The following is a 14,934-nucleotide window of genomic DNA, read 5'->3' on the forward strand; positions in this document are numbered from 1 at the left end:
AAGCAAAATGAGCAACCTGATAGGTTTCAATATTGTTTTCTCACTTTACTGTAATTACAGGGAAAAGTCAAGTAAAAAGTGTCTTTTTGACTCAACTTGTATTTGTTGACAATGCTGAAAGTGCTAGTTATAATGCGTAAACATTGTTGTGTTTCCTCAACGAGGTTTTGCGATGAATATTTTTGATCTACGTCGACAACTTATTGATGATTATTCTTCCTATATTAAAAGCTTTATTCAAATTAGAACTCCCCGCATTCGTGAATATGTACAAAATGAATTGTTTCATAACAGTATGCTCTGGCCTGATCCATTGATTCAGTTGAATCCAGTCTTTGAACCGGGCCATACGATTGATGAGTTGGTGGCTGAAGGGATTTTGCATCCGGCCTGTGCTCGTATCTTTCGCCGTGGCAAGGATGAGGAGCATCCTCAAGGTGAGCCTTTGCGCCTGCATACGCATCAGGATGAGGCGATTCGGGTGGCCCGCGAGGGGCAGAGCTATGTTTTGACGACTGGTACAGGTTCGGGTAAAAGCCTTTCCTATATTATTCCTATCGTGGATTATGTGCTGCGCCATCCTGAGCAGCCGGGCATTAAGGCCATTGTGGTCTATCCGATGAATGCGCTGGCCAATAGTCAGCTTGGTGAGCTAAATAAGTATATCCAATTCAATTTCCCTGACTCTGCTCGTGAGGTGACGTTTCGGCGCTATACCGGCCAGGAGCGACAGAGTGAGCGCGAGGAGATTATTGCGCATCCCCCCGATATTTTGTTGACCAATTATGTGATGCTGGAACTGGTGTTGACGCGTTTACGCGAGCGGCGCCTGATGCAGAATGCACAGTTGCGCTTCCTGGTCCTGGATGAGCTGCATACGTATCGTGGTCGTCAGGGGGCCGATGTGGCGCTGCTGGTGCGCCGGGTGCGGGATCGGCTGACCGCCAGGGGGGCAGAGTTGCAGTGTATTGGTACCTCGGCTACGCTGGCGGGTGCGGGCACCTATGCGCAGCAGCGGCAGGAAGTTTCGACGATGGCTTCGCGTATCTTTGGCTGTGAGGTCCAGCCCGATCATGTGATCGGTGAGACCCTGGTGCGCGTTACTGATGAGGTTGATGAGGCTTCCCCTGCTTTTCAGCGTGCGCTCACGCAACGGGTGGCGCACTATCAACAGTCGCAGCCGCAGAACTATAGCGAGTTCCAGCATGATCCGCTCTCGATCTGGATTGAGAGCACCTTTGGGGTGCAGCGGCAAACGGATGGACGGTTGGGTCGTAAGAAGCCGCTGCGTATTACCGGGACAGGAGAGTCCGAGAGTGCGGCTGCCTTGCTGCAACGGGCAACGGGCGAGTCTGAGCAGCAATGTATCGAGGCCATCACCCAGGGCTTGTTGTCTGGAAATGAGAAGATCCGCAGCCCTTTGACCGGACGGGCTCCGTTTGCTTTCCGTCTGCATCAGTTTATCAGTAAAGGTGATACGGTCTATAGTACGCTGGAGCTCGATCCCGCTCGCCATATTACGTTGCAGCGGCAACAATTCGCGCCTGGTGGACGCGAGCGGGTCCTTTTCCCCCTGGTTTTCTGCCGCGCCTGTGGTCAGGAGTATTACTCGGTGCGCTGGCAGGATGAGCATTCGTTTATCGAGCGCGATGTGCAGGATCAGTTGCGCTATACCGGCGATGGGATCGTCAGCGATAAAAATTCGCTGGTTGGTATTCCTGGTTTCTTGTATTTCTCGCAGAATGACCAGGAGCAATGGCCGGCTGACTCCGATGGTATTCTGGCCAGGGTGCCCGGTGAGTGGAAAGAGATCCGCAATGGTAAGGAGCGTTTGATCTCTTCTTCCATGCGCAAGAATGTGCCACAACCCTATTATGTCAATCCTGCGGGGCAGGTACTGGAAACTGATGACGACGAGGGGATGCTCTGCCATTTTGTGCCGGCCCCGTTCCGTTTCTGTCTGCATTGTGGCGTTTCCTATAGCACTTATATCGACAATGACTTTGAGAAGCTGACCGAGTTGAGCTCGGAGGGGCGCAGTACCGCGACGACGATCCTGAGTTTGTCGGCGATCCGGCATTTGCGTGAGGCGCAGGAGCACGGCGATGCTTTACAGATGGCCGCCAAGATGTTGAGCTTTACCGATAATCGCCAGGATGCCTCTTTGCAGGCCGGTCACTTCAATGATTTTGTTGAGATCGGTCAGCTGCGCTCGGCCTTGTATTGTGCCGTCAAGAAGGCTGGGGCCGCTGGTATTCAGCATGATACTTTGACGCAGAAGGTTTTTGATGCGCTACAATTGAGCCCTGATAAGTATGCGGTCAATCCTGAGGCTAAATATAGCGCAAAGATTAAGACCGAGCAGGCGTTGCGCAATATCCTGGGTTATCGGCTCTATCTGGATCTGCGGCGCGGCTGGCGTATCACTTCTCCCAATCTGGAACAGTGTGGCTTGTTGCGCATTGAATATCAGGATCTACGCGAGGTCTGTGAGGATCAGGAGCTGTGGCAGCAATATCATGAGGTGCTGCGGACAATTCCGGTACAGGCTCGTTATCGGCTCTGCCGTACGCTGCTGGATCATATGCGGCGCGAACTGGCGATCCGGGTGGATTATCTGGATGATACCCGGCAGTCCGAGTTTAAGCAGCAGAGTAGCCAACACCTGATTACTCCGTGGGGGTTGGATGAAAATGAGGAACTGCTGTATGCGACCCGTTTGTATCCTCGCTCGCGTGGCAAAGAGGATGATCGCAGTGAGCGCTACCTCTCTGGCTTGAGTAGCTATGGCCGCTATGTGCGCGCGATTCTGCGTGGCTTTGATCTTTCCCTCAAAGCAGACGAGACGCAGAAAGTGATCAGGGATCTGCTCTCGGCCTTGTCAACGGCGGATCTGGTTGAGGAGGTGCGACCGCCCCGCCCGAAAGGAAAAGGCAAAAATGGGGAGCCGGAGACAGAAGATACTTCGGTTGGTGGTTACCAGCTCGCGGCGTCCTCGATTATCTGGTATGCCGGCGATGGGACTGAGCCCTATCATGATCCTTTGCGCACGCCGAACCTCCCGGATTTGCCGGAGAAACGTGTCAATCAATTTTTCTTGCAATTTTATCAGGATAATGCGGACGACCTCCAGCGGATGGAGGATCTGCATGCGGCCGAGCACACGGCTCAGGTACCGGCGGAACGGCGCGAGGAGCGCGAGAATGCGTTTCGCGCCAATGAGCTGCCGATCCTCTATTGTTCACCGACGATGGAACTGGGTGTGGATATCGCCGAGCTCAATGTGGTGAATATGCGCAATGTGCCGCCGACACCAGCCAATTACGCGCAGCGCAGTGGGCGTGCCGGGCGCAGTGGACAGCCCGCCCTGGTCTTCTCCTATTGTTCTACCGGTAGCTCGCACGATCAATATTTCTTTCAACACCCCGGCAATATGGTCAGTGGCGCGGTCAGCCCGCCGCGACTGGATTTAACGAATGAGGATCTGTTGCGCGCCCATGTGTATGCGATCTGGTTGGCGGAAACCAATCTCTCGCTCGGTGAGTCGCTGAAGGATTTGTTGGATGTGGAGGGGGATGAGCCGAGTTTGGAGTTGCAGCCGCTGATTCTGCATGCCCTGCGTGATCTTCCAGCGCGCCAGCGGGCCATTTTGCATGCTCGCCGGGTCTTGCAGACCCTGGCCAATGATTTGACCGAGGAGACTGCTCCCTGGTTTACCCCTGATTGGGTGCAGGTGCAATTGGATACGATCGAGCAGAGCTTTGATGCCGCTGCCGATCGCTGGCGTGGACTGTATCGTGCGGCCCAGGCGCAGCGCGATACACAAAATGGTATTATCCGTGATGCCTCACGTAGTGAAGAGGATAAGCAAAAAGCCAAACGTCTGCGCTCAGAGGCAGAGGCTCAGTTGGAGCTGCTGACGGCCAGTAGTTCTTCCGAGCGTATTGAGTTCTCGGAGTTCTATAGCTATCGCTACTTTGCCAGCGAGGGCTTTTTGCCTGGTTATAATTTCCCGCGCCTGCCGCTCTCGGCCTATATTCCGGCGCGTCGGGCTAAACAGCGGGATGAGTATCTTTCGCGCCCCCGTTTCCTGGCGATCTCGGAGTTCGCTCCGCGGGCGATCGTCTACCACGAAGGGTCGCGCTATATTATCAATCGCTCCATCCTCTCGGTGCGTGAGGATCGCTCGGGGGTGCTGACCAGCTCTATCAAGCAGTGTGAGCGCTGTGGCTATCTTCATCCACTGGATACGACCCGCTCGGTAGATGTCTGTGCGCGCTGTAAGCATGACAAGCTTTCGACGTTGACCACCCTCTACAGATTGCAGAATGTTTCGACCCGGCGCCGGGACAAGATTAATTCTGATGAGGAGGAGCGCCAGCGGCAGGGCTATGATATTCGCACCGGTGTACGTTTCCCTAATCGCCGTGATGGCAAGCCCTCGTTTTTTGTGGCCTATGTCGAGGATGAACAGGGTGAGCGCATCGCTAGATTAACCTATGGGCAGGCTGCTTCCTTGTGGCGCATCAACCTTGGCCCGGCGCGCCGCAAAGATAAAGATGTGCATGGTTTTGTACTGGATACCGAGCGCGGTTATTGGGGCAAGGATGATGAGTCGGCGGATGATCCAGGCGATGCGATGTCGGGCAGTCGGCTGCGTGTGATTCCCTACGTTGAGGATACCCGTAACTGTCTGCTATTTGAGCCGCTGGTCTCGTTGAATGCTACCCAGCTGATCTCGCTGCAGGCGGCCTTGAAGAATGCCATCCAGGTGCGTTTCCAGCTTGAGGATAATGAGCTGGCGGCTGAGCCGCTACCGGATGCGAAAAAACGGAGCATGATTTTGTTCTATGAGGCTTCGGAGGGTGGTGCGGGTGTCTTGCGCCAGTTGATCGATGCTCCGTTAGCGGTGGCCGAGGTGGCCGCAGTCGCGCTAGGTCTGTGCCATTTTGATCCGCAGACTGGCGTGGACTATGGCAAGGCTGATCGGGCTTTGGAGGAGTGTGTTGCCGCCTGCTATCACTGTCTGATGACCTATGCCAATCAGAAGGATCATCGCTTCCTGGATCGGCAATCAATCAAGCCGTACCTGCAACGCCTGACTGGCAGTACGCCCGCGATTGAGGCTAGTGAGCTGATTACGGTCGAGGCCGGGCTTTCGGCGCTTGAGCAGGAGTGGCTGACGCAGGCGCAAGCGCGCCAGTTTGTGTCGCCTGACCAGCATCATTGCGCGGTCCCCAATACATCGACGTGTCCCGATTTCTTGTATACCCAGGATGGCCGTGCCCTGGCGGTCTATGTGGATGGGGATGAGCCGCAGCGCGGGGAGCGCGATGGCGAGCTGATTGAGAAATTAGAGAACGCGGGTTATATGGTGGTGCGCTTTGGCGCGCGTGAGCAATGGGATGCTGTGTTCGCGGAGTACGCGGATCTATTCAGGAGGGATGCATGATGTACGCGGTTGGTTCGCTGGTCAAGGCGCGGGGACGTGAGTGGGTGGTCTTGCCGGAGTCTGATGAGGAGATGCTGATTGTGCGACCGCTTGGTGGGACGGATGAGGAGGTTGCGGGGATCTTTTTGCCGCTAGAGGGAGCGTCTGTTGTGCCCGCTCAGTTTGAGTTGCCTGATCCGACGCAGTGGGGGGATTATCGTTCCTGCCGCCTGCTGCGCGATGCGGTGCGTCTGGGCTTCCGGTCGAGTGCCGGACCTTTTCGCTCGTTCGCGCATATCGCTGTGGAGCCTCGCCCCTATCAGCTGGTCCCGTTGCTGATGGCGTTGCGCCTGGACCCGGTGCGCTTGTTGATTGCTGATGATGTGGGTATCGGTAAGACCGTCGAGGCTGGCCTGATTGCGCGTGAGCTGCTGGATCGGCGTGAGGTTGATCGCCTGGCGGTCTTGTGTCCACCACACCTGGCGGAACAGTGGCAGGCAGAGTTGCAGGAGAAGTTTCATATCGATGCGGTCCTGGTGCTATCCAGTACGGCGGCGCAGTTGGAGCGCCACTGCCGTCAGGATGAGTCGCTGTTCCAGCATTATCCCTTTGTGATTATTTCGATTGATTTTATTAAGGCCGATAAGCGGCGCGCCGAGTTTGTGGATGCCTGCCCTGACCTGGTGATTGTGGATGAGGCCCATACCTGTGCCTTTTCCAATGAGGCCCGTGGTGGGCGGCACCAGCGCTATCAGTTGCTGACCAGTCTGGCTGCGCGTAAAGAGCGCCACTTGATCCTGGTGACGGCGACCCCGCATAGTGGTGATGAGGAGGCCTTCCGTTCTTTATTGACCTTGTTGGATGAGGATTTTAAGCAGCTCCCGGACAATCTGAGCGGGCGGCAGAATGAGAAGTATCGCCAGCAGCTGGCGGAGCATTTTGTGCAGCGCCGCCGTGCTGATATCCAGGCGTTTCTGAAACAGGAGACGCAGCTAGAGACGCCGTTTCCTGGCCGTGATGACGCTGAGAAGCATTATATTTTGACGCCAGAGTATCGTCGCCTGGTTGATCGCATTATGAGCTATGCGCGCGAGACGGTGCAGGATACCAGTGGGGGACGTGGACATCAGCGGGTGCGCTGGTGGTCGGTGCTGGCGCTCTTGCGCTCGATGGCCTCAAGTCCGGCTGCGGCCGCTACGACCCTGCGCAATCGCGCCCAGGTCGCGGGGGCTGAGAGTGAGTCGGAGGCCGATGCCATTGGACGGCGTACCGTGCTGGATCTGACGGATAGCGATACGACCGAGGGTATCGACATTACGCCGGGCAGTGATTTTGATGATGATGATGCTACTGGCGGGAGTGAGAAGAAGACGCGGCAGCGCCTGCTGGCGATGGCCCGCGAAGCTGAGTCGCTGCAGGGTGCGAAGGATGCCAAGCTGCAGCAGGCCATGGCGCTGATCGGGCAGATGGTTAAGGATGGTTATCAGCCGATCGTCTTCTGCCGCTTTATTCCGACGGCCGACTATGTGGCGCAGGAGCTACGCAAGTTTCTGCCTAAAACGGTTGAGATCGCGGCAGTGACCGGGGTCCTGCCCCCAACCGAGCGTGAGCAGCGCGTGGAGCAATTAGCGCAATCTCCCCAACGTGTCCTGGTCTGTACTGACTGCTTGAGTGAGGGTATCAACCTGCAGGAATATTTTAACGCCGTCTTTCACTATGATCTGTCCTGGAATCCGACGCGACATGAGCAGCGTGAGGGGCGCGTGGATCGCTTTGGGCAGGCGCATCCGAAGGTGCGGGTGCTGACCTACTACGGCAAGAACAATATTGTGGATAGCATCGTGCTCGATGTGCTGATCAATAAACATCGCAAGATTCGCAGTACGCTGGGGATCTCGGTGCCGGTGCCGCTGAATACTGAGCAGGTGGTTGAGGCGCTGTTTGAGAGCGTCTTGACCCATGAGGAGGATCTGTCGGAGCAGCAGCAGTTGCCGGGCTTTGAGAATCCGATCCACACGCAGCGCGATGAACTGTTTAAACGCTGGGATGTGGAGGCGGAGCGCGAGCAGGTGTCTCGCTCGTTGTTTGCCCATCACAGTCTGAAGACGGATGAGGTGCGGCAGGAGCTGGAGGCGGTGCGCTCGGCGATCGGTATCGCGACCGATGTCTCGAAGTTTACCAGCGAGGTGTTGCAGGCCTATCGTGCCTTTGTCAGTACCTCGGCTAATGGCGAGATCGTGGATTATCGCCTGAAGGATGTGCCGTTGCCGGTTAAGGATGCGCTTGGCGCGCAACGCTATGCGCTCAAAGGGGAGGATAAGCATCTCCTGGTCAGCTTTAGCCGTCCCGGCTTGCCCGAAACCGTGTATTTAACGCGTACCCATCCCTGGTTGAGGGCCTGGCAGGTTATGTGATGGATACCTCGCTGGATAGCGTGCCAGATGAGAAGAATCCCGCTCTGGCGCGCCGTAGTGGGGTGATCAAGACCAGGCAGGTTCAAACGCGGACGACGCTGTTGCTGGTGCGTATGCGCTTCCATATTACGACTCCGCAACGTCCCGGGAGTGACGCGCAGCCGCTGCTGGCCGAGGATTGCCGGATTTTTGCCTTTGAAGGCATGCCCGCCAGTGCCCGCTGGCTGGACAATGAGCAGGCGATCGAGGCCCTGCTCTCTGCTACATCAGAAGCCAATCTTGCGGCTGTCCAGATTCAACATTTCTTGAAGCAGGTGCTCAATGGCTATCAAGAACATCTGGCTCCGCATTTGCGGGAGCTGGCCTTTGAGCGGGGCGCGATCTTAAAGGATGCGCATCGGCGCGTGCGTCGTGCCTCATCCTTGAGTGTGCGCAATGTCGCGGTTGAGCCGCAGTTGCCCCCCGATGTGCTGGGTGTCTATGTCTATCTGCCAATGCAAGGCTAAACTTTAGAGAGGATGCGGTTAGTCTATGCGTAATCGTCAGCGTTCAACGTTTCCTACTGTGACCAGTGAAGGGGCCTTGTTGCCCATTGATGTCTTGCAGCGCATCGCCCGGTTTGATCCTGATCTGCCCGGGCTGCGGGCGGAGGATTATTATCATGATGGCGAGAAGCTGAATGAGGTTATCAGCGCCTCGTGGTCGAAGGTCTTGCGGGCCTGGCAGAAATTCCAGTACTCCACGATGAATCTTGGGGAGAGTCAGAGTGGGACTACCCAGACGCGTGAGCACTGGTTGTTGCCGCTCTTTTCTGAGCTGGGTTATGGACGCTTATTTGGCGTCAAGGCTCTGGAGGTGGGTGAGAATAGCTATCCGATCTCGCATGGTTGGCAGCATCTGCCGATCCACCTGGTGAGCTTTAAGGTGGATCTGGATCAGTTGAGTCGGGGGACTACGACGGCTGCTGGTGGTTCGGGGAGCGCCAGGCGCAGCCCATATAGTATGGTGCAGGAGCTGTTGAACCGTTCCACGGAGCATCTCTGGGGGATGGTCTCGAATGGCTTGCAGCTGCGCGTTCTGCGCAAGAATGTGAGCCTGACGCGTCTCTCCTATGTCGAGTTTGATCTGGAGACTATGCTGCGCGGCGAGCTCTATGCCGACTTTGTCCTGCTCTGGTTGCTCTGTCATCAGTCGCGGGTCGAGGCCGAGCGCCCCAGCGATTGCTGGCTGGAGAAGTGGTCCCGCCTGGCCCAGGACCAGGGGATGCGTATCCTCAACAAGTTGCGCGATGGGGTGGAGACGGCGATTAATACGCTGGGTGCTGGCTACCTGGCCCATCCAGCCAATAACGTGCTGCGCCAGAAGTTGCGCGATGGTACCTTGCAGCCGCAGGAATATTATCGGCAGGTGCTGCGCTTTGTCTACCGTATGATCGTGCTCTTTGTGGCTGAGGATCGTGATGTGCTGTTTGCTCCCGATGCCGATGAGCAGGCGCGCGAACGCTATACCCGCTACTACTCGACGGCCCGTCTGCGTCGTTATGCCGAGCAGCGCCTGGGCACCCGCCATGCCGATCTCTACCAGGTGCTCTGGCTGGTGATGGAGCAGATTGGTGGTGAAGCTGGCTCAGTGGGTTGTCCCGGCCTGGGTCTGCCCGCCCTCAATGGCTTCCTTTTCTCCTCCAAGTCAGCCATCGACCTGGTCGGCTGCCAGCTGGCGAACCATGACCTCTTGAAGGCTGTCCGTTCGCTCTCGCTGACCTATGATAACAATGTGCCGCGCCACGTTGACTACAAAAACATCGGCTCCGAAGAGCTGGGTAGCGTCTATGAGTCCTTACTCGAACTGCATCCTGAACTCGACATCGAAGCGGGCACCTTTGCATTAACGACCGCCAGTGGTAACGATCGCAAGACCACAGGTAGCTACTATACCCCACCAGCCTGATTGATTGCCTGCTCGATTCGGCCCTTGATCCTGTGTTGGAAGAGGCCTGCCAGGGTAAAAACAAAGAGGAGGCGAAAAAAGCCATCCTCGACCTCAAGGTCTGTGATCCCGCCTGTGGCAGTGGCCACTTCCTGATCGCCGCCGCGCACCGCATCGCTCGCCGGCTGGCCGCCGCCCTCACCGATAGCGAAGAGCCCGATGCAGCCGCGCGCCGCGCCGCCCTGCGTGATGTGGTCGGCCATTGTATCTATGGCGTCGATATTAACCCCATGGCCGTCGAGCTCTGCAAAGTCAACCTGTGGATGGAGGCCATCGAGCCCGGCAAGCCGCTCTCCTTCCTGGATGCTCATATCCAGTGCGGTAACAGCCTGCTTGGCACTACCCCTGCCCTCCTGCGCAACGGCATCCCTGACAGTGCCTTTAATCCCATTGAGGGCGATGACAAAAAAATCTGTAGCGAGTTCAAAAAGAAAAACAAGCAGTTTCGTGAGTCCGGCCAGCTCTCGCTCTTTGACGAAGCAGGTGAGGTGCCCTGGGAGCGCCTGGGCAACCTGGTCGCCAGCATGTTGCAGATGGAAGAGATGGATGATGATACCGTGGAGGCCATCCATCGCAAAGAAGAGCAATACAACAGCCTGCTCACCTCTAGCAACTACGAAAACGGCAAACTGCTCGCCGATGCCTGGTGCGCCGCCTTTGTCTGGAAAAAGAACAGCGAGTTCGCTTACCCCATTACCCAGGAAATCTTTCGCCAGCTTGAGCAAAGCCCCTACAACATCGTCGGCTGGATGAAAGACGAGATCAAGCGCCTTGCCGACCAATACCAGTTCTTCCACTGGCATCTTGCCTTTCCTAAAGTCTTCCGTCTCCCTACCAAAGGCGAGATCCCCGAAAACGAACAAACCGGCTGGTCCGGCGGCTTCGATGTCGTGCTTGGCAACCCACCATGGGAACGCATCAAAATCCAGGAAAAAGAATGGTTCGCCGCGCGCAAACCCTCGATTGCTAACGCTGCTAATGCAGCGCACCGCAAACGTTTGATCGATAGATTGCAATATGATGATCCCGAGCTGTACAAAACATTTTATGAAGATCAGCGCAAAGCAACTGGTGAAAGCCATATTGTCCGTGACAGTGGACGTTATCCCCTCTGTGGTCGTGGGGATGTTAATACCTACACCATCTTTGCAGAAAATATGCACCATGTCATTAGCCCAACAGGCAGACTTGGCTGTGTTGTTCCTTCCGGTATTGCAACAGATAACACAACACAGTTTTTCTTTAGAGATCTTGTTGATACCATGTCACTTGTAAGCCTCTTCTCTTTTATCAATGAAGCAAAATTATTTCCGGGGATAGATCATCGTGTTGGTTTTGCACTGCTAACTATTTCTGGCAACAATAGAAAAGTAACCGAAGCTGATTTTGCTTTTGGCATATATCGTACGGATGATTTACAACAGGAAGATCGCCATTTCTCGCTTTCGGCTAGGGACATTGAGCTACTTAATCCAAACACCCGAACCTGCCCGATCTTCCGCTCAAAGCGCGACAAAGAGATCACAACTGCAATTTATGAACATGTCCCTGTGCTGATAAAGGAAGGGCCACCAGAAGAGAACCCATGGAATGTTAAATTTCATAGGATGTTTGATATGGCCAATGATTCTCACCTTTTCCGTTCACGTGAGCAGCTAGAAAAGGATGAGTGGATCTTAGCTGGGAATATATTTGAGAAAAATAAAGAACGTTATTTACCATTGTATGAGGGTAAAATGATCTGGCAATTAGATCATCGCTTTGGAACCTATGAAGGACAAACGCAGGCTCAAGCAAATCAAGGTAAACTTCCCGAGTTGGGAGATCAGCATAAAGATCCTTATTTATATTCTCTCCCTCAATACTGGATTCATGAATCGCATTATCCTACTTCAATAGCTAGAGATAGTAATGCATTTAATGTATTCCGAGATATTACTAATGCAACAGTGCTTAGAACTGCTATCTTTTCAATTGTTCCATTTGCTTCTTGTGGACATACTCTACCTATTATTACTTTAAACACCAAAGCTAGCGTTGACTTATTATTGTTTAATAGTTGCTGCTGCTCTTTTGTTTTCGACTATGTAGGAAGACAAAAACTTGGTGGAACTCATATGACATTTTTTATTTTAGAACAACTTCCAGTTCTTCTACCTCAACTATATAAATATGCGTGTGGATGGAACAAAACTCAAACTGCAGAAGATTGGATCACTCCACGTATGTTAGAGCTTACATACACAGCATGGGATCTCGAAGCCTTTGCCAAAGATTGTGGTTATAGCGGGCCTCCTTTCCAATGGGATGAAGAGCGGCGCTTTCTGTTGCGTTGTGAGCTTGATGCTGCTTATTTCCACCTTTATGGTATCCAGCGCGATGATGTGGATTACATTATGGAAACTTTCCCGATTGTGAAGCGCAAAGATGAGAAGCAATATGGAGATTATCGCACAAAGCAGGTGATTTTGGAGATCTATGACGAAATGCAGCGAGCGATCGAGTCGGGGGAGCCATATCAGACGCGGCTCGATCCTCCGCCAGCTGATCCTGCTGTGGCACATCCGCCTCGGACCGGGGTTGAGGTGTAGTGCTTAATTTGATCAGAGTATTGAAGGTTAGCTGGTGATCCTGGCTGGTTTGTGGTTATTCTTTTGTTTGTGTGTTTAAAGATTGAGGAAACGATGGTTTTGCAGATTGATGGCAGTCATGTGCTGGAGTTGGACGAGCGCGTTGCTCAAGATGTAATGCGGCACTATAAAGACCTGGAAGATAGCGGGAAATTGCCATCCAGGCAAGAACTGGCGACCTATTATCGCACTTTCCGCAACAAGTTTGGGCCAGAGCAACTGGCCTCGTTGGATGGGGAAACGTTATTAAATACCATGCACAGTCATGGCACGACTGATAGCCTGGTCTACTGGATAGAATTCAAGAATGATGATGAGTTGCCCGCTATCTTTGGGAGTATCTCAGGAGGGAGCGCCTATAAATTTGGCCTCTTTCGTAGAAAAGAAAGTGGGGTATGGATCACCGGAACTCCTCAGGCACCTAAAGAAATTTCTGTGGAAGAAGCAATCGTGCTGGCCCGGCAACATCGCGATGACCTTATACGCGGCTGTGAATTGCTGGATCATCTACCAGAGCATGCAGACTTAGCCGCATACGAGCGGCTACAGCAAGACATGTCGCGTCTCGCTTCAAGTGTATACAATTCAGCCTGGGGTCATAAATATTTCAGCCTGCTCTATCCCGACAAAATAGATGACTTCCACAGTCCTGAGTATGCTCGCTTCCATTTGATCAAACTTTTGCTTGCTCCGCCTGCTACTGATGGCCGATATATCACGGCAGCTTATTATGTTGCTATCGCTCACCAGCTACAAATACCAGTGCATAACCTCACCAAAGTATTGAATGAGCGTGATGGGAGAAACTTACATAATTACTGGCGTATTGGGACCTCAGGTTATGATGATGGTGCACCGAAAGAAGGCTGGCCTGCCATGCGTGACGGTAACTGTTGTGCGATTGGTTGGTCTCCTGTCGGTGATCTTTCATCTTTAACCAAAGATGACGCGGGCGTACAGGCATTGGTACAAAAACTTCAAGCCAGTTATCCTGATAGGACTTCTGCGGTCATTGGTAAATTCCGTCGCCAACTTTTTGATTTCCGACATAATATTGCGATTGGTGATCTCATTCTGGCTTGTGATGGTGTTACTGTCCTGGGTATTGGACAGGTGATTGGTACATATGAGTATGCTGCTGGAGAAAAATTCCCACATCGGCTGCCCGTAGAATGGCTTTCCATAGAAGAATGGAAGCTGTCAATGCAAAATGGGAGCTTTGAAGGAAAATTGATTAGCGTCTATAAAATGAAGCAGCCCGAGAATCTTATCAATGCAGAAAAGTACATTCTGGAAGAAGATAAATCAGATGGTAATCCTCCATCTCCTAAACCTCCAATTACTGGCAATCAACCACCGGAGCCACCTAAGCCACTGCCGTTGCTCACTGGTTTGATGGCGCGTATCCAGGCAACGCTGGCACGTAAGGGGCAGGTGATCTTGTATGGTCCTCCGGGAACGGGCAAGACGTATTGGGCGGAGAGCACTGCGCGTGAACTGGCGGCGCGCTCATGTTTTAAGCTGCCCTTTGCGGACCTGACGCCGGAGCAAAAACTGACGATCATTGGTGATAGCCAGGAGCTGGCTGGGCATGTACGCATCTGCTGCTTTCATCCAGCCTATGGCTATGAAGATTTCCTGGAGGGTTTCCGGCCCGATACCGCCAATGGGCAGATGCAGTTTGCGCCTCGCGCCGGCCTTTTCAAGCAGCTCTGTCATGATGCCGCCCAGCAACCAAAAGAAAATTTCTACCTGATCATCGATGAGATCAATCGCGGCGACATCCCCAGAATCTTTGGCGAGCTCCTGCTGGTCCTGGAAAAAGATAAGCGCGGCAAGTCGATCCTTTTGCCGCTGACCAGGCAGCAATTTCAGGTCCCACCAAACGTCTTTATCCTGGGAACCATGAATACCGCCGATCGCTCAATTGCCCTGTTGGATACCGCCCTGCGCCGGCGCTTTGGCTTCATTGAGCTGTTGCCAGATAGTAGCGCCCTCAAAAAAGCCGAAGTCAGCGGTATCCCATTGGGACTCTGGCTAGAGGCCCTGAACAGCCGTATCTGCCAGCACGTTGGCCGCGATGCGCGCAACCTCCAGATTGGTCATGCCTACCTGATGGAAAAGGGACTGCCCATCGAAGACCTGGCCATCCTGGCCCGCGTAATCCAGGATGATATCTTGCCGCTGCTAGAAGAATACTGCTATGAAGATTACGCTCGCTTGGAAAAGATTATGGGGTCTGGACTCATTGATGCCAAAGCTCAGGTCGTCCGGCATGAGTTGTTTGAGCCTGCCCAGCAGGACGGCCTGGTCCAGGCCCTGCTCGCTCCCTCGCCCGAAATTCTCACCTCGGCCCAGGCCATCGCCATCGAGGAGCAACAGGCCGCCCTCAACGAGGCCGAAGAGAACGATGCGAGTCTTGAAAACCTGGAAGATGGCGAAGCTGAGCAGAACGATGGGCAAGCACAATGAG

At 54.0% G+C, this 14,934-nt stretch carries 6 protein-coding genes; all 6 read left to right on the forward strand.

Features of this window, described 5'->3' with window-relative positions; all coding sequences use genetic code 11:
- Positions 1–172: 172 nt before the first annotated feature.
- The 6 genes from EL645_RS34710 (at position 173) to EL645_RS34730 (ending at position 14,933) form a co-directional block, all read left to right on the forward strand.
- The gene (locus EL645_RS34710; RefSeq protein WP_126557006.1) at positions 173–5,452 is read left to right on the forward strand and encodes a DEAD/DEAH box helicase family protein; all 5,280 of its coding nucleotides are present in this window, start codon (positions 173–175) and stop codon (positions 5,450–5,452) included.
- Positions 5,449–7,845 carry a helicase-related protein gene (locus EL645_RS34715; protein WP_218032196.1) on the forward strand — a complete coding sequence of 799 codons (2,397 nt, stop codon included), beginning with the start codon at positions 5,449–5,451 and terminating at the stop codon, positions 7,843–7,845. The genes EL645_RS34710 and EL645_RS34715 overlap by 4 nt, the downstream gene beginning before the upstream one ends.
- Positions 7,845–8,351, forward strand: a complete 507-nt coding sequence (locus EL645_RS41810; RefSeq protein WP_218032197.1) for a DUF8741 domain-containing protein — start codon at positions 7,845–7,847, stop codon at positions 8,349–8,351. The genes EL645_RS34715 and EL645_RS41810 overlap by 1 nt, the downstream gene beginning before the upstream one ends.
- A 25-nt stretch (positions 8,352–8,376) precedes the next feature.
- Positions 8,377–9,792, forward strand: a complete 1,416-nt coding sequence (locus EL645_RS34720; protein WP_126557007.1) for a hypothetical protein — start codon at positions 8,377–8,379, stop codon at positions 9,790–9,792.
- Positions 9,793–9,824: 32 nt separating this feature from the next.
- Positions 9,825–12,422: an Eco57I restriction-modification methylase domain-containing protein gene (locus EL645_RS34725; RefSeq protein WP_161977933.1), complete on the forward strand. Its 2,598-nt coding sequence runs from the start codon at positions 9,825–9,827 to the stop codon at positions 12,420–12,422.
- Positions 12,423–12,515: 93 nt separating this feature from the next.
- On the forward strand, positions 12,516–14,933 hold the full coding sequence (locus EL645_RS34730; protein WP_218032198.1) for a DUF8426 domain-containing protein: 2,418 nt from the start codon (positions 12,516–12,518) through the stop codon (positions 14,931–14,933).
- Position 14,934 lies beyond the last annotated feature (1 nt).

It is taken from the genome of Dictyobacter kobayashii (assembly GCF_003967555.1).
Classification (GTDB): domain Bacteria; phylum Chloroflexota; class Ktedonobacteria; order Ktedonobacterales; family Ktedonobacteraceae; genus Dictyobacter; species Dictyobacter kobayashii.